A 23,445-nucleotide genomic window follows, 5' to 3' on the forward strand; every position below is an offset into this window, starting at 1 on the left:
CAAATCATCCTAAACCACCGAAAATACACTTTCTCAGATAGACGAAACTATCTATGCAAACTTAAACTTTATATAAAATACATAAATATCTGATTTGCAATGCTATATAAAACTAAAACATACGATTTCACCCCTAAAAATAACGATCGCCACAGTCCATCCCTATTATCTATCAATTTTTCAATTAAATAAAGCTCGCATATTTCTGATAATTAAACCATTATATTAATTGTGAAAATATGTAAAGACATTTGTAAAACAATACTATATCAAGATGACTGCAGGTGAATAAATGTTTACAAAACAGCACCCCTCTCCCCCATTCAGGGATACATAGGCTTTACTGCAGTATACATTTGTATCGTACGTCATTATGCTTTATGCTATCATTTACATTTGTAACACTTTGCAAGTAAGGCCTACCCATGCTATCCGTAGAATCGAATGATTTATCCCGGATAATTTGCACCTCAATTAAAGAACGCACTATCGGGCTCCTAAAGATTTAGTTTAATTATCGCTGGCCTATTATAGTAGAATTTGTTTGAGTCGTAGATTATGTAGTTATTCGCGAAGCTTTGCTACGAGCGAATCTAAAGCACTTAATTATGTTATATTTTGGCTTGATCTATTGCTTATAAAAACAAAAAAGGTTCTGCGCCAAGCACAGAACCTTTAATCTTATTTAATCTAAGGCATACAGGAAAAAGCATAATGTCAATTTCTTGTTGCCCCTATTACATCATCTCAAAACTCTTTTTTAAGACTTTCCACCCATTTTTCGATCCGTTCGTTAGAAAGCGCAGCCTGGTTTTCGATATCCAGTGCAAGACCCATAAATTTATCGCCCCTTTGTGCCCTGGAAGCTTCAAACTCATAACCATCGGTAGAAGTTAAACCTATTACTTTACCACCTCGGGCTTCAATAAAATCGGCCAAAATACCAATGCCATCCACAAAATTTTCGGGATAACCTTTTTGGTCGCCACCGCCATAAAGCGCAAAAGTTTTTCCTTTTAGCGAATCCTCTTCCACCGAGGGCAAGAACTCGTCCCAGTAATTGGGCAGTTCTCCATCAAACCAGGTAGGCACAGCCAGAATGTAATTGCTAAAAGCCATAAATTCTTCTTGGCTAGCTTCCTCCACATTAACCTGTTCTACATTTTTTTCGCCAAGTTGCTTCACGATCTTTTCGGCCTGCTGACGTGTTTTTACCGAATTAAAGCTATAAAATAGTCCTATTTTTTTCATAATGGTAATAAATTTAATAAGCCAATAAATCTGCTGCTGCACTCTTTATTTTTTGGGTATCAGGCAAAATTTCGGCCTCCAAAATACGATTGAAACCCACCGGAGTAAAAACGGATCCTACCCTTTTTACCGGTGCATCGAGATACTCAAAACCAAGTTCAGTAATAATGGCTGACACTTCGGCACCAAAACCGGCAAACACCTTGTCTTCGTGCACCACAAGCGCACGCGATGTTTTTTTAATCGACGCTAATATTGCTTCCTTATCCAAGGGAATTAAAGAACGCAGGTCCATCACCTCTATATTTCCTATCCCCTCTTCTTTAAGGGCGTTGGCCGCCTCTACACACATATGCGTGGTATTACCATAAGTAATTATAGTAAGATCCGTGCCTTCACGTCTGATCCTTGCTTTACCATATGGCACTTCAAACTCGTCGGGAATGGGAGTAGCCGCCTTGGGCGAATTGTAGAGTGCCTTCGGCTCCAAATACAGGGTCATCCCCTCAGAGCGCATGGCAGTACGCAGCAAGCCTGCCGCATCATCGGCATACGAAGGATAAACTACGCGTACCCCCGGAAAAGTTGTGAGTGCACCTTCAATAGTTTGCGAATGATAGAGTCCACCACCAATATAACCACCTGAGGCTAACCTTACGGTTACATTAGGTGAAAACTGACCTTTGGTACGCCAGTATTCGTGCGTAGTTTCTACGAACTGCTCCATGGCCGGCCAAAAATAATCAGCAAATTCGGCACCTTCAATTACAATTCGAATATCCTTATTGAAACGCGACATACCATTTGCTGTACCCATGATATAGTCTTCGGCTATAGGTGCATTAAACACCCGTTCTTTACCAAATTCTTGTTGCATCCCCTTTGACACGTTAAAGATACCGCCTTTGTCCTTATTGGCCATGTCCTGCCCCCAGATATAAGTATGCGGGTTGTGCCTGAACTCCTCCTTAAGCGTACCATTGAGTGCCTCAATGAGCTTTTTTGGCTCACCATCATGCTTATGCAGACCATCGGGAAATTTTTTAGGCTCGTAAGCCGGGGCGAAAACAAAGTCGTACACGCTTTCCGGTTTGGGGTCGGGAGCTGCCATAGCCGCCTTATGAGCAGCTAAAACCTCTTTTTTTACCTTAGCGTCTATTTCCTCCAGTTCTTCTTCGCTAGCCCGCTCGTAGCGGATTAACATCCTGCGGTACTTGGCCAGGGGATCGTATTCTTTTACATAATTCAGTTCGGCCTTATCGCGGTAGAGTTCGTGTCTGTCGGAATTAGAATGCGAATGGATGCGTACGCAGTTGGCATGCACGATCACAGGTTTTTGCTCTTCTTCGGCCCATTTAACGGCTTCTGTCATGGCATTCATCGAATCAAACACATCCTTACCGTTACAGTATATGATACGCAAATTTTTCATGCCCTCGAAGTTCTTCGCCACCTTGCGGTTGGCTGTCTGATCCTCCTTGGGTACTGAAATACCGTACCCATTATCCTGAATCACAAACACCACAGGCAACTCCTCATTACTAGCCCCATTGATGGCCTCATAAACATACCCCTCGGAAACCGAAGATTCGCCTTGCGAGCTAATGGCCACTCCTTTGGCCTTGTACGTTTTGATACCGCGAGCTATACCCGCCGCATGCAGGGTATGGTTACCCGTAGATGACGAAACGTTGTGGATATTCCACTCTGGCTTAGCAAAATGGTTAGACATGTGCCGTCCACCTCCTGCTACATCGGTATCTTTAGATATGCCGTTAAAGATTATTTCTTCGGCAGTTAAGCCAGCCGCCAGGCAAGTCTGCAAATCCCTGTAATAGGGAAAAAGATGATCTTTGCTCCTATCGAAGTTTTGCCCGATAGCCAGCTGAATACCATCGTGCCCCGCAGCCGGCGCATGATACGACCAGCCTATGGCCTGCTTCAAATAGTTTGGCGCACGCTCATCGAGACTACGCCCCAGCCTTAAGAGGTGGTACCATTTCAGGAGTGTCTCCTTTTCCGTTGTTCTTATTTTGTATATTTCTTTTACGTCTGACTTCATTGTCCTCAAGTTTTAATTAAATGTCTGTGTAAATAGCTAAATAACCCTGTCCATATCAAACTGCTCCAGATAATCCCCAATCCTCCTCAGGAAATTACCCCCTAGTGCACCATCCACAATACGATGATCGTAGGACAGTGAGAGGAACATTTTATGACGGATGGCTATGGCATCACCCGTGGGCGTTTCAATAACGGCCGGTTTTTTCTCGATAGAACCCACGGCCAGTATGGCTACTTGAGGTTGATTGATAATAGGTGTACCAAGAATATTTTTAAATGAACCAAAATTGGTGATGGTAAAGGTTCCGCCCTGAATGTCGTCGGGCGAGAGTTTGTTGTTACGTGCCTGGTTGGCCAGTTTGTTTACATCGGATGTGAGGCCAACGAGGTTTTTATGATCGGCATTTTTAATAACGGGTACAATAAGGTTACCGCTGGGCAGAGCCACTGCCATACCGATATTTACATCTTTACGGTAGATAATTTTATCGCCGTCAACCGAGGTATTAACTCCCGGAAAATCGCGCAGTGCCTTGGCCGTTGCTTCAAAGAATATAGGCGTATAGGTTATTTTTTCGCCATGTTTTTTCTGATAGGCCTCTTTATTTTTATTACGCCACATCACAATGTTAGTCATATCCACCTCTACCACTGCGGTAACATGGGGCGACACCTGCTTTGACATGACCATGTGCTCGGCAATCATTTTACGCATACGATCCATTTGGACGATTTCGTCCTCGGCACTAACCGAAACCGGAGGCCGTGTTATTTGTGCAACAGGCTGGGCTGCAGATTCAGATGATTTAGCCTCCTTTATATCGCTGGCAGAACCCGAAGCTCTTTGTTCAATATAATTCAATATGTCGGCTTTGGTTACCCGCTCGTTTTGCCCGCTTCCTTTAATTGTGTCGAGCTCTTTAAACGAAACACCTTCCTTCTTGGCGATACTCTTCACCAGAGGTGAATAGAATTTGTCGGAGCTTTTCTGCTCCTCTTGATTAACCGATGTGTCATTACCGGATTCCTTTGTGCCCTGGTCTGCTTGGGTATTCCCTGCTGTTTTGGCCGGGGTGGTATCCTGCTTATCGCTACTACTTTCATCCTTTACCTGGGATGACTCGGGTTTTGCTTCACCTTCCGATTCATCGCCTTGGAGTGCGATAACGGCTACAGGCTTACCAACAGGGACAAGCGCATCGGTATCGTACAAAATTTCTTTAACTGTACCGGCCACCGGCGAAGGGATTTCTGAATCGACCTTGTCGGTTGCTATTTCCAACAGTAAGTCATCTTCCTCGATGGTATCCCCCACGGAAACGAACCATTTTGTTATTGTTGCTTCTTCAACGCTCTCGCCCATTTTAGGCATCAGAATTTCAAATGTTGACATATCGTTTTTATTTATTATTTCTATTTAAGCATATTCAAATATATATATTGTTTTAATCCAAACCAAAACTTTATAGTCCTTAAAAAAGGGTTAAGAGCTGGGGAACAAGCATTTGGTTAAAACGACTTTAAATAAGATAAGATAGAAATCCTACTTATTACATCTATTGATTTTTACATGTCCGAATTATAAACACACAATCGCATAAATGGTTCTGCCATCACAAATATTCTTATTCAACTACCCGCATTTCCGTTCTTCTGTTTCTGGCACGGCCACTCTCTGTATCGTTAGAGGCCACCGGGTTATGCATGCCTTTGCCTTTAAACGAAAGACGGTTTGCCGCTATCCCTTTCCGAATAAGATATTCATATACCTGTTGGGCTCTTTGCTTACTTAGTTCCTGATTATAGGCTACCGAGCCCACATTATCGGTATAACCCAACAACTGAATTTTTGTTTGGCTGTTTTCGTTCATAAACTCCAGCAATTTTTGCAATTCTATCTCCGATTCTTCGCGCAACTGGTACGAATCTGTTTCGAAAAAAATATTATTGAGTATTACAGTCTCACCTGCCTGGATAGGTTTAAGATAGATATCCAATATTCTAGGATTGTCGACCGCCGACACAGTATCCATACTAAAGTGGTCAGAATAAAACAGATATCCTTTTTTAGAAACACTTAAGGCATAAGACCCCCCTATAGGCAAGCAGACCAAAAAATCGCCTGAGAAATCTGTAGACATCGCTTCTACCACCATTTTACCATTGCTAAGATCCTTAAGCTCAAAAGAAGCCTTAAGTTTTTCGAGTGTCCGGATATCGAAAACCCGTCCCTTTACATACGAAACCGGCAGCGGCTGTAATTCCGTGGGCATTTCAAAACTATAAATATCGCGTCCTCCAAAGGATTCTCCGTACCTGTCGGACGAGAAATAGGCTGTACGACCATCTGCCGTAACCACCAGGCCAACCTCGTCGCCGGCCGTATTAATGGGAAAGCCCAGGTTGACCGGAGGCTCTACAAAAGCCCCATTTTCCATGCGTGACATAAACAAGTCGGCTTTTCCCATTCCCGGCCATCCCTCCGAAGCAAAATACAAGGTATTGTTATCAGGATGGATAAAAGGCGACACCTCATTAAAACGTGTGTTCACCTTATCGCCCAAATTTTCGGGGGCAGCGAAAACAGGAGTACCTTCGTCATTGGTTGTGATAAGTCTGGCCCGCCAAATATCATTGCCGCCCAGCCCCCCGGCTCTGTTGCTCGCAAAATACAAGGTTCTTCCATCCGAAGAAAAAGAGGGTTGAGATTCCCAATAAGGCGTATTAACGGGGCCACCAATATTTTTGGGTTCACTCCAGCCTGTCGCCGTCCTTTGGCTGAAATAGATATCGCAGGAGCCCTTACTATCGGATCTTCCGCAGGCCGTGAAAAACATCCAATTGCCATCCGATGATAAGGTTTGCGCCCCTTCGTTGCTGCCACTATTTAAAGGTGCCGACAGCTGAATTCGCGGACTCCATTGCCCTGCCGTATCTTTTACAGAACTAAAAAAATCTTCGTGATAATGATTAGCCAGGGCATTGGCATAAGGTTTTTTTGTTAGCACAGAATCCCTGTCAACCATAACCGTATAAACCAAGGTTTGTCCATCGGCGGTGATGCTAGGCCAGTACTCATTATAATGGCTGTTAATGTTTTTGCCCAGGTTAAGCGCCTCTATGCGCTTGGGGTTTTCCATCGTGGTTTTTGCGAACTGCGCTTTTTCTATCCATTCCTGGGCTTTTTGCTTGAATTTAGAGTTGTCGGTTCGGTTGCTATATTTCCGAAACCATTGCTCCGCTTTATCGAACTCTCCCAAATGGAAACGCGCCACCCCCAAACTGTAATAGCTAAAAACAAAGAACGTAGAATCAAGCTCCACTACCCTTTCCAGATATTCGGCCTGATGCTGGTAGTCTTCCTGCTCGTAAAATACCTCCGACAGCAAAAGGTAAGCTTCTATAAAATTTGCATCCTTTTTAATGGCCTGCATAAGGGGCGCTTTGGCCTGATTGTAATGGTGAGATTTATAATGAGATAATGCTTTTTTATACAAGCTTGTTGCTTTTTTAGATGATGTGGATAATTTTTGGGCATCGGCGCCTACGGCCATACCAATAACAAGCGTAAAGACAAAAATTTTTAATACGATTCGATAAAAATACAGCACGATAAAAATGAAATATAGTTAGTTTGCACAAAAATAGCACAATTGGGCAAACCGCCATGTGGATAAAAGATATTTAGAGAAAACACTTATACTAAAAAAGGCCGTTCGCAATTGAACGGCCTTTAATTAAACTGGTAACAACAGCTTATTTTACTTCTTCCAGTATTAATTTTGAAACACCATATTTTTCATCCGTTACTTCCACGGTAAGCGTTCCGTCCGCGTTTAAATAAATTTTGTCGACATTACCGCCAACCAGTTTTTTCTGGTTTAGTACCAAATCATCGTAATTTAGCTCTGTAAAATCTCTCATCCCGATTTTAAAGATACAAAGACCGGTTTCTTCATTGGTAATATCGTCTATTTTTAAGTCATCGGCAGCGAATGGTGCTGCGATAACCCGCCTAAACGATGCCAAAGTACTTTCTTTTCCCAATATAAATCCCCACTCTGCAAAATCCGGATAAAGGTCATCTTGAAATGCCTTTAGTTGAACGTCAATCTCTTCATCACTTAAATTAACATCAACTTTGGCTTTGGCGGAATCACCTTCCATTCCGAATGACAATACAAGGTTGAAATTTTTAGCATGTTCCGCTTTAGCAATTGTTGTTAATGCATCGGCTCCATCTTCTGTTTTTGACGCCGCTAAAAGATCAGCCGAAGGTTCAAATGCTTTATATGCCCATTGCTTGGCTATTACCATGTTGTAATTAACGGTAATTTCTGCCAATAACTCTTTCTTATCTTTTGCTTCCTGCTCCTCCGGGGTTAAATCGTCATCGCTCGAACAAGAAGAAAAACTTACTACTGCACCCAACATGAGCACAAAAAACACATTCATTTTTTTCATCGTAATCATTTTAATTTTTGGAATTTCTCCCTTTTGTTTATAATAAATAATAAAAGTTTATTTTTGAAAAGAGTAGGTTTTAAAACGTTTTTGCCTGGCTTCGTTTTCCTTTTTTATCCCGTACAAACCGGCTATAACCTGCTCCTTATCTACCTCTTTTATGCGTATGGTCAATTTAAATTTACTCACTTCGTCCTGCGGCAGGTTGAGCGCGCTAACGGTAAAACTCCCGTAGTTATGCCCTGCCCGTATGGTCACCTTTTCCTGAAACGTAAAATTATCATTCAGCACTCCCTGCGTCTCTTCGTCAACCATCTCCAGATAAACAACAAGATCTTCGTTGATGGTACTACTGAGCACCAAACTATCTTTGAACACGCCAGCTTGCATGGTTTGATTGGTAGATTCATGGACACCTAAGCGGACAGCCGACTGCTCGGAACTAAGGCTCACAAAAGGATACCCCTTATAATATTTTTCTTCCGAAACATTTTCATAAGGATTTTCGCACGAAGCAAACACCCATAAAGCAAATAACACTATAACTATATTCTTCATGTGTATTTAATTAATGTATGGATTTGAATTGGTTTCTACTTTGGGAATATCCCAAACATATAAAGGCGAATTGGGCGCCAGCACTTTACCGTTATTACGCTGTACCACTATGTTCAACTCATCGGACAAGCGCTTTAAATCATAAAACCGTAATCCCTCGGCAAACAGCTCTTTACGGCGTTCTTTTAGGATATCCGAAATTTCGGGCCTCGCGGTCAGTAATTCGGCCCCTCTCTTTTCCTTCAATATATTCAGCACGCGCATTGCTTCGTCGGGATCCGACGGCAATATCGCTTCGGCATAAATCAAATACTGCTCCCCCAGGCGAAAATGCTTATAATGCAGGTTTCGATCGCTTTGGCTGTTGCGCTCGTTTTCCGGGATAATATGTTTGTAAGGCATTAAGTTGGGACCGATGTAGGAAGACCCTTTACGCACGTCGTCCACCGAAAAGCTGGCCATTAGCTCATCGCTTAATCGCACACCATTGGTCACATACATTTCGTGATAATCCACCAAGTCGGCATCGTCAGTATCACTCAAATCGTGGGTCATAAAAATAATCTCATTATTACCACTCCCAAATTGGTCTTCCCACAACATCCAATAATCATCTTTGGGCAGCAATGGGGTATTAATAAAATGAGCCGCAGCATTTTGGGCCATCTCCAAGTCGCCGGTAAAAAGCGCTATCCTTGCGCGAAGGGCACGTACCGCATCCAAACCGAATTGGTAGGCTTTATAATTGGACGAAGGGGCATATCCGCTTTCCACAAACAGCTGTTCCGCCTTCTCCAAATCGCTAAAAATTTGCCCGTACACCTCGCCCAGAGTAGCCTTGGGCAGATATTCCAATTCGAGTTTAATTTTTAGCGGTATGGCCGCTTCTCCAATGTTTTGGCCATTGAAACGGGGGGCATACAATTGCACCAGGTTAAACAATGACCATGCCCGTAGTCCCAGGGCTTGAGCATAAATTTGGTCGATTTGATTTTGTTCGTTTTCATCGGCAGCGGGAACGATGGGGTAATTGCCTATCAACACATTTTGGTTGGCGATCAACTGATATTGATAAGTCCAGATAAAGGGCTGTGGCTGGGTTTGATAATCCCAATTATAAATGTAGTAATTGGTGGGTGCATAGCCCGGTATCACACTCGAAAAGTCATCGCTCGCAAAATCGGTGCTTTGCATATTCATCACCGATGATGTTAGGTTGCGGAACACATTGTTTAAGGCCATTTGGTATGAGTCCACATCAGAAAAGGCCGTTTCTTCGGGGACCACATGTTTGGGTGTGATATCCAGCAATTCGCAAGCCGACAGCAGTACGGTGCCGTAAAATGCTATTTGTATATTTCTAATTATCTTTTTCATTGTACACGCAGTTTAGCTTAAAAAGTAATATCCAATCCCAAAGTAAATGATCGCGGCAGTGCTTGTCCGATACCGGTAATCTCGGGGTCGATACCTTCGTAACCCGTTATCGTTAGTAGGTTATTGGCCTGTGCGGTGAGTTTAAACGAGGACACCCCTTTCATGTTCAGGTGATCGCTCAGGTTGTAGCGCACAATAAGGTTTTTCCAGCGCAGGTACGAGGCATTTTCAACAAACAACGAATTAACGCTGGTGTCGGAAAAGAATTTAGGATAAGGCAGGGGTTTATTATCGCCCGGTTTTAACCATATATCGTTATAAAAACCCTCGTAGGGCACTTCTCCGTTTTTTACGTTACGTATCATGCGGGCTTTAAGGTTATTGTAATTAACGCCCCCCCAGGCATAGGTAAATAAGGTAGAAATTTCTACATTGTGGTAGTTAAAGATATTGGTAAATCCACCGGTTACCGGATGGGTGTAGGTTCCAAAACCTGTCATCTGGGGGGCTACTCCACCACTTACCAGGTTCCCGTTCTCGTCGTAATAAATGGGCATGCCATTTACGGGATTTACACCTGCCCAGTGCTTTACGTAGGCCGAATTAATGGGCTCGCCCACTTTAAAATATCCTTCGCTACCCACTTTTATCTCATCCTGAAGATACAGATCGGTTATTTTATTTTGATTATAGGCATAGTTAATGCTTGTAGTCCAACGAAAATGATCGGTACGCACGGCTACCGCGCTCAATTGCAATTCGATACCCTTATTGCGCAGGGCACCAATATTGCGCAACAAGCCGGAATAGCCGTTGCTGGCCGGTATATCGACTGCTGCCAGCAGATCATCGGTGTTTTTTACATAACCCTCGAGGGTACCATAGATGCGATGATGGAACAGACCAAAATCCAGTGCCACGCTCCATTGCCTGGCTCGCTCAAATTTTAGGTCGGGATTCCAAAACTCCACCAGATTAATTACCCTGTTGCCCATATAGGTATTGCTGTTGGTAAAGTCGTAAAAGGGCAATCCCAGCGTTTGCCTGATGCCGCCCGAATTATAATTTACACCATAAGAAGCACGCAACTTAAACTGATCGAACCTATCGAACCGACCGAACCATGGCTCATGCTGTATGTTCCATGCGCCACCTACCCCCCAGGCCGGCACAAAACGCTTGTCTTCGGGGAGAATAGAAGAGCCGTCGTAGCGAAACGATCCGGTTACATTATAACGAGAACTGAAATTATAGTTGCCGCGCAGGAAAAGACCCAACAGTGCATCGTAATATTTTGCCGTAGAAACTGTAGCATTGGGATTAGCACCGATTTCAGGATCCACCTTATCCGAAATACCAATACTGTTAAAACCAAAGCCCCAGTTTTTGGTATGGATATATTCGCTCCCGCCACTCAACGAAACGGAATGATCGCCCATGCGTTTTCTGTAATCGAGCCCCAGGTTGACACGCGACGTAAGCGATTTAGATTCATTTTTGCTAAAAGCACCTTTCCCTTTTATCAGTCCGGCGTTCCCGGTTATTTTGTTGGGTAGGGTTACACTGTTATTTTCGCCATCGTTGTAGGTTATTCCAAACGTAGCGTTCAGGTTTAAACCGTCGGTGACGACCCAGTTTAGCCTGGAGTTCAGATCGACCCTCCAGGAGGTGTAATCAGAATACCGACTATCCAATTCGTCGTTGGGGTATTCGAAATATTGTCCACCAATGGCAATTGGGTTGCGCGCAATGAAATCGACGGTGCTTTCCGTTTCGTAGGGTTGCAAGGTGTATATAAGGCTTGCCGGCGATGAGTGCGATTTGGAACGTTGGCTACGACCTACCGATGAATCGAAACCTATAGACACCTCCTCGTTTAGGTTATGATCCAGGTTAAAACGCGTGGTAAAACGTTTTGCCCAGGAATTGTCGAAGCCCCCTTCTTCATCGTAGTAACTCGCCGAGATGTAGTAGCGGGTATTGTCGGCTCCACCCGATAGGCTCAATTGCAAATCTTTTACCTGGGCTATGCGCGATAATTCTTTTAACCAATCCGTATCCACCGATTGGAGCTCGCGATAACGCTTATTTTTTATAAATATCTCTTCCTCGGAATCTCCGGGTGCCGGGGTATAAATAAACCCCAAACCGGAAACAATTTGCAGCTCTCTTTCGAGCGCGAGTTTCTCAGGCGATTTCATCAAACTGATGCCACCCAGTCCGGCTATGGGTTTTACCGTATGCTGATAGCGCACGTTATAGCTGGTTTCGCCCACAATACCGCGTTTAGTTTTAATTTCAATCACACCGGTTGCGCCCCGCGTTCCATATTCTACGGTAGATAAGCCATCTTTAAGCACCCTGATGTCGACAATATCATCGGGGTTAATGGTACTGAATACATCAGATGAGATGGGTGATCCGTTGAGGATGTAGAGCGGTTCGTTTGCCCTGTTGGCGGAAACCAGCTCAATGTCGTCTTTTGAGCGGATACCCAGGGAGTTATTACCACGGATTCGTATGGTCGCCTTTTCGCCCGGCTCACCACTCGATTGTATGGCCAGTCCGGCCACCTGCCCTTGCAACAACTGATCGAAAGAACCGGCAGGGGTGCCCGCCGAAAAAACCTTGGTATCGATTTTTCCCACCGAGCCGGTGATGGTGCGCACATCTTTCTGATTTTCACCAAAAACCACCACTGCCTCCAAATCTTGCGAAGCGGGCTTTAACTGAATATCAATAATAGTCTTCGTACCTACTGTAAGTTCTTGGGGTTGATAACCGATATAAGAATAAACCAATATATTTTCCGGCACAAGACCGCCCAATTTGTAATGTCCTTCGTAGTTTGTTATAACGCCCGAAGTAGTATTTTTTATTAATACGGTTGCTCCGATAAGTGTTTCGCCCGTTTGTGAATCCGTAACGATACCTTCTACCGTAATTTGCTCCTGCGCGTGGGTGCCCAAACCAAAACCGAGACAAAGGAAAAGGGTAAAAAGGCAATAATACTTTTGTGTAAACCTCATTATAAATAAAATAATAAACTGATGCAGCTTTTGTTATTAAAATAGACGAAACAAAAAAACAACTTAAATCCCAGGTCAAATTTCCGGGCTAAGGATAAATTGCAGGTGGTTTTTCTTGTTCAGATATTTTTTGGCCAGCTTGCTCAAGCGCTTTGCTGTAACCTCTTGAATCTGTTCTTCAAAGCGCTCAAAATCCTGCTCATCTTCACCGCGCGTCCATTGATCTTCCAGTACACGGCGCCAGTAGCCGTTGGTTTTAAGCGAGCCTTCTCTGTTTTTGAGCCACGCTTTTTTTACTTTCGCTAAATTTTCGGCCTTTATTCCTTTTTGCATCTCTTTTATCTGGCCAAAGGTAGCATCCACCAATGCGTCAATATTCGCGGGCGAACCGGTAAAATAGATGTCCATCCGATAACTGCTGTATGGTCGTTGCAAAACGGTAGACGAAGCATAGGGCGAATAAGCACCACCCATTTCCTCACGTAATTTCTGATTTAAACGGATGGTGAGCAGGTCGCTCAGCAATCCCATTTCTATCCTTGATTTTTGCGTGCTTGGGTAGGCACCCGTAAAACGCATCAGCATCTTCGACTTATCCACTGTATTCCGTGGAAAATCGTAACGATGGGCTCCTTTGGGCGGACGAATGCCATGATCGGTATAAGAAGTATTAATCTTATCGCCCGGAAGACTGCCCAGATATTGTGCCAAAAGTGGCTTTACCGAATCAACACAGAAACTACCCACCATAAAAAAGCGCGTTCCATACGCGGAACCAAATCGTGATTGATAAAAATCAAATGCTTTATCTAAGCTTAACTTATCCAATTGTTTGGGGGTTAATAATGTGGCCGTTCGCGGACTGTTTTGCATCATCACCTTGTTCACCTGGTCGGTGAAATAGGAATCCGGACTGTTCAGGCTGTTCCTGTTGTACTCTTTTTTATTTTCAATAAATTGTACAAACCTATCCACATCCTTCCGTGGTTCCGTATAGCTCAGGTAAGTCAGTTGCAGCAAGGTTTCAAAATCCTGTTTCGACGAAAAGCCCGAAACCCCCTCCGTATATCGGTGGATATATGGTGCCACATACACCTGCTTGCCCGAAGTAATCCGGTCTATCTGCATGGCATTGAATTTGGAAAGCCCACCACCGTTCACCAAAGTAGCCGCCATGGATGCATTATCGAAATTATCCACCGTAGCCAACGAATAGCCCCCCTCACGTAACGAGGAAAAGCGGATTTCGTCATTTTTAAAGTCGGTAGGCTTTAAGGCCACACTCACGCCGTTGGCAAACTCGATGGTGGTAATGCCCATTTTTTCGTAAAAAGTTTCTTTCACGATAGGTTTGCTCTCCGGTTTGGTTTCCATTAAAGGTTCGTCCACATTCATATCTACATAGGCTTGCAAACTTTCGGTATCGATATTTTCTATGGCCGCCAGAAGCTCTTGCTCGCTTGGGGTTTGGGTATCTTCGGGCGTGGTGACCAATATTACACGATTATCTTCCGACTGATTTAAGTATTGGTTTACCAGTGCCTGTATATCCTCCAAGGTAATTTCATCGAGCACGGTTTGAACAAATTCTTTTTTAAAGGACAAGCTGGCGTTCTCTTCGCCATAAACAATATGATTTGAGATACCCTCCATGATTTGTGCCGACGATAGCTTGTCGCCCTCCTGTGCCATACGCTCAACGTCGGCGTATAACACTTCCTTTTTCCGATCCAGCTCGGCCTGGGTAAATCCATGTTTTTTTATACGCAACAATTCGCGCATTAACCCTTGAGTGCCTTCAAGTATCAAGTCGGCTTTTACTGTGGCCAGCGACATATACCGCTCCGTTTTACCGGGTGCGCTACTTGCATACGACTGCGCATACATGTAAGGTGCATTATTTTGTTGAGCGATATCGGTGAGCCGCTGATTGATCATGTAAGTATAAACGATATTGGCCACACTACGCCTTAAATCGCCCAATGTTTCTTCGGGGCGATGCGGTAATTTACGGATAATCTTAACCGAGGTGCTGGTAATTTCCTTGTCTTTGATAATTTTCACCAAGGTATGGCTGTGCTTGGGCAAGGTATAATACTTGCGTTCGGGTGCATTTTCCGGATTTTGAAGATGTCCGAATGTAGCTTGGATACGTTGCTCCATATTTTCCTGATCAAAATTGCCCACTACGATCAGCGTGGCCAAATCGGGTCGGTACCACGAACGATAGAACTTGCGCAGCTCTTCGTCGTTCCCTTGTTTGGTTACCACCTCCATCCGTCCGATAGGGCGGCGGTGAAGGTAACGAGAATCGTGGTACAGCAAGGGATACATTGCTTGTTTCAAGCGCTCACTCAATCCGATGGTAGTGCGCCACTCTTCCAGAATAATATCACGCTCACTATCGATATCTGCTGTATTTAGGGTTAAACCTGAGAGCAAATCGCCAAAAAAGTAAAATGCTTTATCCAGCGTTTCCTTTTGGGCGTTGGGCAGGGGCAACATATACACCGTTTCGTCGTAGCCGGTGTAAGCATTTAAATCGGCGCCAAACTCCACGCCAATCGATTGTAAATAATCAATCAGGGAATTATCCGGAAAATGCTTACTCCCGTTAAAAACCATGTGTTCCAAAAAGTGAGCAAAACCACGCTGTTCTTCCGTTTCTAATATCGATCCGGCTTTGATTACCATGCGCATTTGAACTTGCTTTTGGGGTATGCTGTTGTGCTGCAAAAAATAAGTAAATCCATTGGGCAGCGTTTTCTTTATAACTGCGGGGTTCAAAGGTATCGGGGTTGGATCTATTGACTGTGCCTTAGCCTCATGTGCAAAAAATAAAGCAAAGAAAACAACACAAAAATATGTTGAAATATGGTATTTCATTCTATTAGTTTTTAACAATAAAAAATGATGATTTTTTTTGACCTAGAAGAGTCCGTTATTTGTCGCGCCCAGATAGGAACGCAAAAACGGGCGCAAAGATATTAAAAAAATGGGCAAGAAAAAAAGATAAATCAAAATATGAATTGCATGCAAAGCCTATCAATATAGCATCCTTTATGGAATTTAGAGCATCTGCACAATCGACCAATACAAGGAAAGACAATTGATTTAAATTCAGATTTATTGCAGTAAAGCTTTCACATTCATTTTTACAATTAATAGCAACATGTGGCCCGGTATCCCCTCTTGTTTATTAACGATCATGAGGAGAATATTTAGCCATCTGCCTGAAAACACGCCGAATATTTTTGCCCGAACCGATACTCTGTTTGAGGGTTGGCGAGTTGGAGGCGCGTAAAATTTTAATAAAATATCCCTTTATCGAATTACCACGGCCGTTACCACCTTGTGGCCCACTTCTTCGTTCAGGGCGTGCATTATTTTATCCTTCAACATAAGCAACTCATTGCGCATTACACTGGAATTAATGCTCAGGTACAAGGTACCCCGATACATATAAATATTGGTGGTTGCCCTTGCCACAGTTTTACCAATTACCTTTTCCCAGGAGCGCACCACCCGGTTTTCGAGCATCTTATGATCCAAACTCTCTTTTTTGAGAATATCATGGATAATTGATTTAATATGTACAGCATTCTTTCTTTCCATAAAATATTTTTGACAAAATAGTTAAGCATAAACAGTTTTGCAGGTCGTTTATAAAACAGGCACCCATTATATCAAATCAAATGCTCCGTTGTCCACCATAAATATACGGCTTTCCTTTTTTATTTTTTTCAGAATCGGCTGTATCCTGTTTATTTGCGTATCCGTAATAAATATTTGGCGAAAGCAGTCGCCTCCTACAAGTTCTATGAGCTTGTCGCCCCGCTGGGTGTCAAGTTTATCAAAAATATCGTCTAACAGCAGGATGGGAGTCTTTTTTTTATATTTGGATAAAAACTTGAACTGTCCTAATTTTAAGGCGATTAAAAAGGTTTTTTTCTGTCCTTGCGATCCCATTTTTTTGATGGGGTAAGCACCAATTTTAAAATCCACATCATCTTTGTGTACCCCTTTGGTGCTGTAGCCCAACAGCATATCGCGCTCACGTGCATTTTTTAGATGGCTTTTAAAATCTTTATCTTTCAAATGCGACTTATAAACAAATTCGACCTCTTCTTTTTGCCCGGAGATAAAATTATAGGTTTCCAAAAAAACAGGTTTAAGCTCTTCCAGAAAGCGAGTACGCGCCTGCACAATCTTTTTACCCAACTCAATCATTTGGTAATCCCATATATCCAGCATATCATGCGCTGATGGATTCAACACTTTCAATTTTTTAAGATACAGGTTACGTTGCGATATAATTTTATTGTAATTGATGAGTTGTTCGAGATAGGTTTTATCGTATTGCGAAATAACCCCATCTACATATCGGCGCCGTTGTTCGCTCCCTTCAACAATCAAGCGCTCGTCCTGTGGCGATATCACTACCAGGGGCAGCAAACCGATGTGGTCCGAGAGCTTATCGTATTCTTTTTTATTACGTTTAAATTGTTTTTTAACACCGTTTTTTACTCCACAATAGATATGCTCTTCTTCATTGTTGACATGATAAGTACCCTGCACCACAAAGAAATCCTGATTATGCCTAATATTCTGGCTATCTACAGGATTAAAAAAACTTTTACAAAACGACATGTAATATATGGCATCCAGCAAATTTGTTTTACCGGCACCGTTGGAACCTATCAAACAGTTAATGCCTTTGCATAAGTCCAATTGTGCAAGTTCGATATTTTTGAAATTGATGAGATGCAGATGTTTTAAAAACATAGACGTGCTATTTTAGGATGACAAAGGTAACCAATCTTATAAAGATACCTTATAGCCCTGCCTTAAAACAAGAGATAAAATTTCAACCTGTTTTGTCATTACCTATTATTACATTTTATCCTTACTTTTGCATTAGAAACAAAATATAACAATAGCCATATGGATTACAAAAACATTATTATAAAAATTAGACGCATCGTTCGTTCCATCAATTTGGAATCGAAAAAAATTCAAAAAGATTATGGTGTCAGCATACCGCAGATTTTATGCTTGGAATACCTGAAAAATTCGCCCAACTACCAAGCTACGCAAAAAAACATCCGCGACCATCTAAAATTAAACTCCAGCACCGTAACAGGCATTATTGACCGATTAGAGAAAAAAGGTATGTTGGCCAGGCTGCCCAAAACAGGCGACCGCAGAACAACGGTTATTGCCCTTACCTCGGGGGGCGACACCCTTTTAAAAGAAACCCCCGACTTACTGCAACAGCGGCTTGCTGTAAAGTTAAAAACAGCATCGGCCGACGATTTGCTTGCTATAGGTGAAGTATTAGACAAGCTGGTAAACATGCTTGAAATAGCCGATATTGATGCTTCTCCGGTACTTACTTCAGCAGGTATTATAAAAGAAGAAGACAGTTAATATTTTATAGTAGCCCACTACTCAACCTCAATTTATAGAAAAGCAAAAAAAATTATAAAAACACCAGATGATTTGCATCCATTTCCGTTTCGCCCTGCCAGCAGTACGCTGCTAATGTGCCGCCGTTGGCCGCACACGCATCCACGCAGCAAATGTTATTACGAACCACCATATTGTTTTTATCCATGCAATAATGACCAAAGAACACCATAGGTTCTTTTTCGGAATACCACTTATAAGGAAACAGGATTTGCCTGGGAATGGTGTAATCGGGTAAAGTAAATTTGTTACCATAGGCCAATTCGCGAAAGGTTTTATTTTCGGCTGGTTTCCACCACCCTATCCTGAAGCTGCCTCTGCGGTTATTGTCCGAATCCTTAATGATTAAATCTTTTGGCAAGTTAAACTCAATGCCTTTAGTTGACTTTTCGACGGCGTTACCCAACGGATGCCTGGAGTCGGCCATGTAAGCCAGCGCTTTTTTTGAAAAACTTCCCTCCGTACGATGTTGTGCTATAATACGCGCATAATCGTCGTTCCAATAGGCATGTACCACCCTAAAAGCTCCAAAGTCGAGATGGATGGGTAAGGTACGCATCCATTTAATATATTTCTTAAGTAATTTTTCCTCCCCGTGGAATTCACTTTTCAATTGTTCGGCCATTTTTTTTGAGGAGTCGGAAATCTTTTTAAATGGTTTCCCGTCTTTATTTTTAGACAGGTGAAAAATAGCATACAACTCATGGTTGCCCAATATGGCATGGGCAAAGCCATATTTTACCATATCTTTAACAATTTCCAGAACGCGTCGTGAATTGGGGCCACGATGAATAAAGTCGCCAACAAAAACAGCTTTTCTACGGGTGTGCCTCCATATGCCGTAAATCTGTTTATAACCGAGCATTGGCAGCAGTTGTTCCAACTCTGTGGCATTACCGTGAACATCGCCTATAATATCGTAATAACAATGTTCCTGGATAATATTATTTACTTTGTCTTTTATCTGCTCCAAATTTTAATATATTTGATTGTTGACAGCAGCCAAAAATAAAACATTTGGTTTATTTTAAAACAATTAATGATGACAAAAATTATCAATTGGGGAATAATAGGTTGCGGCAATGTTTGCGAAGTAAAAAGTGGACCTGCATTTAACAAGGTTAACCACTCTAATCTGGTGGCCGTTATGAGGCGTAATGCCGAAAAAGTCAGGGATTATGCAGAACGCCACAAGGTAGCTCATTTTTATACCGATGCCGACCAACTCATTCAATCACCCCAGGTAAACGCCATATATGTTGCTACGCCTCCATCTACGCATGCCCAATATGCCATTGCAGCCATGCGTGCCGGTAAGCCTGTGTATGTTGAAAAACCCATGGCAAAAAACTATGCGGAGTGCCTGGCGATGAACCAGGTGGCCAAAGAAACCGGCATGCCTTTGTTTGTGGCTTATTACCGACGCACACTACCTGGTTTTTTAAAGGCAAAGCAACTTATTGATGAAAATGCGATAGGTCGCCCTCTGGCGGCGAACTTGCATCTAACCCGTCCGGCAAAAGAAAGTGAAAAAAATAAGTCGTGGCGTATAGATCCTTCTATTGCCGGTGGAGGTATATTTTATGATCTGGCATCGCATCAATTGGATTTGCTGGACTTTTTATTGGGACCCATAACACAAGCCATCGGTTTTACTGCCAACAACAACCCCTGGTACGAAGCAGAAGATACCATAAGTGCCTCCTTTAAGTTTGCGAGTGGGGTTGTAGGTTCGGGCACATGGAGCTTTGTAACCCATGATAAGGCTACTCGTGACAGCATAGAACTCATCGGTACACAAGGCAGCCTTAGGCTGAGCTGTTTTACACCCGATCCTATACAGCTTATTACAGACAAGGGGACAACGGAGTTTCCTTATCTTAATCCGGAGAACATACAGTACAACCTGATAAAACAAGTAACAGAAAGCATTTTGCAAGGTAAAGAAGCTATTAGCGATGGTATTTCGGCAGCAAGAACTAACCGCGTTATGGAGCAAATAATTAAAAGCATTGACCAATAAAATATGCATCCACTCAACAAACTGTACTTTTGCCTGCTACTTTTAGTGCTACCTCAGATATTTTTAGCACAAGCAGTTAATTATCAAGGTGCACCTTATATTCAAAATTTTGACCCGAACGACAATGCAGGCAGTAAAATTATCTTGTCTATATGTCAGGATAAAAGGGGTGTTCTTTTTTTTGGCGACAGGGAGGGAGTATTAGAATATGATGGCACAACCTGGAGAAGGCACTCCATACCCAATAAATCGGCTGTAAAAAGCCTGGCAAGCGACTCTACGGGTACCATATATGTGGGTGGTAACAATGACTTTGGCTATTTAAAACCAGACGCTATAGGTGCATTAAAATATCATTCATTAAATCACCTGGTGCCGGGCAACACGCCCCATTACCGGAGTGTTTGGCAAATTTTTGTAACGGAGCAAGGCGTATATTACATATGCCAAAACAAAATTTTCAGGTTGATAAATGATACGGTAAGCGTTATTTCGGTCGATCTGCAACCACCATGTGGAGCCTATGCCAACGGTAGCATTTATGTTATAGACAAAACATTGGGTATGGCCACTGTTGAAGGTAATCAAATAGTGCCGATAAGCAACTGTGATGTAGAGTATACGAGAAAAAAAGGCTATTTTTTTGTGAACCCACATTCCGAAGATGAAGTGACCATATCCTTTAGCAGAAATGATTACTTTTATAAGTACAACACATCCACCCAACAACTAAGCCGGATTGAATTGCCAGCACAGACCGCGTTGTTTTTAAAAGAAAACTTTGGTTTTCACGTGCTCAATCTGGAGGACGGAACCATAGCGATAAGCACCTCACAGGCAGGTGTAGCCATTTTAAATAAAAATTGGGAAATTATTAAAATCATCAACGAGGAACGCGGGCTGACCGATAATTCATCCATTACGATATTAGAAGACGGAAACAATAACCTTTGGGCTGCACACAGAACAGGCGTTTCGCGTATTGACCTGAGTTACCCCGCCACGTTTTATAACAAAAATCAAGGAATAGAAGACGACGTAATCACTTCAACCGTACACGAGGGAATGCAATACATTGGCACCGAGGATAAATGCTATTACCTGCCACCCTATCAATTTTCTATTGAAAACGATAACCACAAAGCTGAAGTTATAAAAAAACTTCGAGTTGCCCATCAATTTATTGACATTAACGGTCATTTGCTGTTGTGCAATTGGATGTCGCTTTCCGAAATAAACAACAAGGAAGTAAAACATATTTACAATAAGGGAGAAAGAATTTTCTGTGCGGCCTACGACAAAAGATACCCCGATAAAATTGCCATTGGATTAGACGATAACGTTGTTATTTGTACTTTTAGGGATACCGGAACGGATAATTTTATCGAAATTACCGACACCTTTACTATTGACGATAATATAATTAGTCAGATCCGTTCGATGGTTTTTGACGAAGAAGGTAAACTTTGGATGGCTTCCTACAACGAAGGAATTACACTTATCACATTCAAAAACAAAAACTTAACCGATTATACGCTTACGCGTTTTTCGGAGGAAGACGGACTGCCTGCCCAAATACAAAAATCGTACGTAAATAATTTTAATGGCAAAATAAATATTTTTACACCAAAGGGAATTTATGAAGCCTTGCCTGTACATAATGCAAAGGGTAAGCTCACTTATAGGTTTAACCACGATAAGCAATGGGGCAGCACGTTTACCAGGGATTCGTGCGGAGTTAAAGTGGCAGAGCAAATCAATACCGAGCAATTTTTTATCTATGGGGATAAAACAGGTCTATTGACTTTTAAAGGCGACTCTGCTTTATTTGATTACAAACCCTTTCTTAAACTCAACAACATACGATCCATATCCACCGAAAACAAGCGCTTTGTTAACATTGGAGGAGCAGGATATTTTTGCATCTACGACACATGGAAAAAGAAAGATGTAAATAAATCATTCGATGTACTCATCCGAAAAGTAAGCATTTCGACTAATGACTCCATTATCTTTAACGGCTCTTTTGTTGATACAGAAGGCAAGGTGGTCATTTCACAATCCGCGAAAAATGTTCCCGTCTTAAAAAAGCAATTTAACAATCTGCGCTTTCACTTCAGTTCCAATTATCTTGAATCGGCACAACAGAACCAGTACAGGCATATGATAGAGGGTTTTGATAAGGATTGGAGTGTTTGGTCGTCAGAACCATCGGCCACCTACACCAATCTTCCCTATGGCACCTATACATTTAAGGTTATGAGCAAAAATGTATATGGAACCGTGAGCCCTGTCAGCACATTTCAATTTCGTATTGAACCTGCATGGTATCAGACCGAATGGGCTTACTTGCTTTATTTTGGAATAGCTTTATTGTTAATCGTTTTGATTGCTAAAGTGTACAACCTCAACCTGAGTCGCCAAAACTTAAAACTGGAACGACTGGTAAAAAAGCGTACCAGTGAGCTACAGGATACCGTTGACAAGTTAAAAGAAACCCAATCCAGTCTGGTTCAGCAGGAAAAAATGGCTTCTTTGGGGATATTAACGGCAGGTGTAGCTCACGAAATCAATAACCCTCTTAACTATATTCTTGGAGGATACACCGGACTACAAGCATACTTCGACGATAAAAAAGAGCAACAAGATGAAGATGTGGAGATTCTGTTGGAATGCATAAAGACTGGGGTTGAACGGGCATCAGAAATTGTATCAGGACTGAACCAGTTCAGCAGAACCCAAAAAAAACTCAACGAACAGTGCGACATACATTCTATCCTGGACAACAGTATATTAATGATTCAGCATTTATTGGGTAACAGAATAGAATTGGTAAAAAACTTTCAGGCCCAATCTTACATCGTATTAGGCAACACCGGTCAATTACACCAGGTATTTATTAACATTTTAATAAATGCCTGTCAGGCTATACACGAGAAGGGCACTATTAAGGTGAGCACCGGGGTGCAAAGTAAGCATCTGAAAATAATGATTTCCGATAGTGGCGCAGGTATTGATCAAAAACACCTTAGCAAAATAACCGATCCATTTTTCACCACCAAGGAAGCAGGTGAGGGTACCGGACTAGGGCTTTACATTAGCTTTAAGATTGTTAAGGAGCACAAGGGTAAATTGCGCATAAAGTCGAAACCGGGTGAAGGAACCCATGTTATTATTTCTATCCCCCTTTATTTAACCGAAATAAATTAA

15 protein-coding genes are annotated in these 23,445 nt (G+C 42.4%); 3 read left to right on the top strand and 12 right to left on the bottom strand.

Going from position 1 to position 23,445, the window contains the following annotated elements; all coding sequences use genetic code 11:
- Nucleotides 1-747: 747 nt before the first annotated feature.
- The 11 genes from FN809_RS02075 to recF form a co-directional block, all read right to left on the bottom strand.
- Nucleotides 748-1,251, bottom strand: coding sequence for a flavodoxin (locus FN809_RS02075; protein ID WP_142531810.1), 504 nt, complete (start codon nt 1,249-1,251; stop codon nt 748-750).
- 13 nt (nt 1,252-1,264) lie between these two features.
- Nucleotides 1,265-3,313 (bottom strand): alpha-ketoacid dehydrogenase subunit alpha/beta, encoded by a 2,049-nt coding sequence (locus FN809_RS02080; RefSeq protein WP_142531811.1) that lies wholly within the window; start codon nt 3,311-3,313, stop codon nt 1,265-1,267.
- 36 nt (nt 3,314-3,349) lie between these two features.
- The gene (locus FN809_RS02085) at nt 3,350-4,708 is read right to left on the bottom strand and encodes a dihydrolipoamide acetyltransferase family protein (RefSeq protein WP_142531812.1); all 1,359 of its coding nucleotides are present in this window, start codon (nt 4,706-4,708) and stop codon (nt 3,350-3,352) included.
- Nucleotides 4,709-4,940: 232 nt separating this feature from the next.
- Nucleotides 4,941-6,869 carry an OmpA family protein gene (locus FN809_RS02090; RefSeq protein ID WP_185957405.1) on the bottom strand — a complete coding sequence of 643 codons (1,929 nt, stop codon included), beginning with the start codon at nt 6,867-6,869 and terminating at the stop codon, nt 4,941-4,943.
- Nucleotides 6,870-7,071: 202 nt separating this feature from the next.
- A complete protein-coding gene (locus FN809_RS02095) occupies nt 7,072-7,779 on the bottom strand; it encodes a hypothetical protein (protein WP_142531814.1) in 708 nt (235 codons plus the stop codon).
- Nucleotides 7,780-7,836: 57 nt separating this feature from the next.
- Entirely contained in the window at nt 7,837-8,337 is a 501-nt protein-coding gene (locus tag FN809_RS02100; RefSeq protein ID WP_142531815.1) for a hypothetical protein, read from the bottom strand.
- A gap of 6 nt (nt 8,338-8,343) precedes the next feature.
- Entirely contained in the window at nt 8,344-9,714 is a 1,371-nt protein-coding gene (locus FN809_RS02105) for a RagB/SusD family nutrient uptake outer membrane protein (protein ID WP_142531816.1), read from the bottom strand.
- Between the two features lie 17 nt (nt 9,715-9,731).
- Nucleotides 9,732-12,743, bottom strand: coding sequence for a SusC/RagA family TonB-linked outer membrane protein (locus tag FN809_RS02110; RefSeq protein WP_142531817.1), 3,012 nt, complete (start codon nt 12,741-12,743; stop codon nt 9,732-9,734).
- A 75-nt stretch (nt 12,744-12,818) separates the two neighbouring features.
- Complete coding sequence (locus FN809_RS02115; RefSeq protein ID WP_142531818.1) at nt 12,819-15,629, bottom strand: M16 family metallopeptidase; 2,811 nt, start codon at nt 15,627-15,629, stop codon at nt 12,819-12,821.
- A 438-nt stretch (nt 15,630-16,067) separates the two neighbouring features.
- Entirely contained in the window at nt 16,068-16,358 is a 291-nt protein-coding gene (locus FN809_RS02120) for a DUF721 domain-containing protein (RefSeq protein ID WP_142531819.1), read from the bottom strand.
- A gap of 66 nt (nt 16,359-16,424) precedes the next feature.
- Complete coding sequence (gene recF / locus FN809_RS02125; protein WP_142531820.1) at nt 16,425-17,528, bottom strand: DNA replication/repair protein RecF; 1,104 nt, start codon at nt 17,526-17,528, stop codon at nt 16,425-16,427.
- 159 nt (nt 17,529-17,687) lie between these two features.
- On the opposite strand from recF, the gene FN809_RS02130 reads away from it, so the two are divergent.
- Nucleotides 17,688-18,173: a MarR family winged helix-turn-helix transcriptional regulator gene (locus tag FN809_RS02130; protein WP_142531821.1), complete on the top strand. Its 486-nt coding sequence runs from the start codon at nt 17,688-17,690 to the stop codon at nt 18,171-18,173.
- A gap of 52 nt (nt 18,174-18,225) precedes the next feature.
- Here FN809_RS02130 and FN809_RS02135 read toward each other — a convergent pair whose 3' ends face one another.
- Complete coding sequence (locus FN809_RS02135) at nt 18,226-19,185, bottom strand: metallophosphoesterase (protein ID WP_246095396.1); 960 nt, start codon at nt 19,183-19,185, stop codon at nt 18,226-18,228.
- A gap of 66 nt (nt 19,186-19,251) precedes the next feature.
- Between FN809_RS02135 and FN809_RS02140 the strand changes: the two genes are divergently transcribed.
- Both FN809_RS02140 and FN809_RS02145 read left to right on the top strand, forming a co-directional pair.
- Nucleotides 19,252-20,235: a Gfo/Idh/MocA family protein gene (locus tag FN809_RS02140; protein ID WP_185957406.1), complete on the top strand. Its 984-nt coding sequence runs from the start codon at nt 19,252-19,254 to the stop codon at nt 20,233-20,235.
- A 3-nt stretch (nt 20,236-20,238) separates the two neighbouring features.
- The gene (locus FN809_RS02145) at nt 20,239-23,445 is read left to right on the top strand and encodes an ATP-binding protein (RefSeq protein ID WP_142531822.1); all 3,207 of its coding nucleotides are present in this window, start codon (nt 20,239-20,241) and stop codon (nt 23,443-23,445) included.

Origin of the sequence: Saccharicrinis carchari (genome assembly GCF_900182605.1) — a bacterium.
GTDB classification, from domain to species: Bacteria; Bacteroidota; Bacteroidia; order Bacteroidales; family Marinilabiliaceae; genus Saccharicrinis; species Saccharicrinis carchari.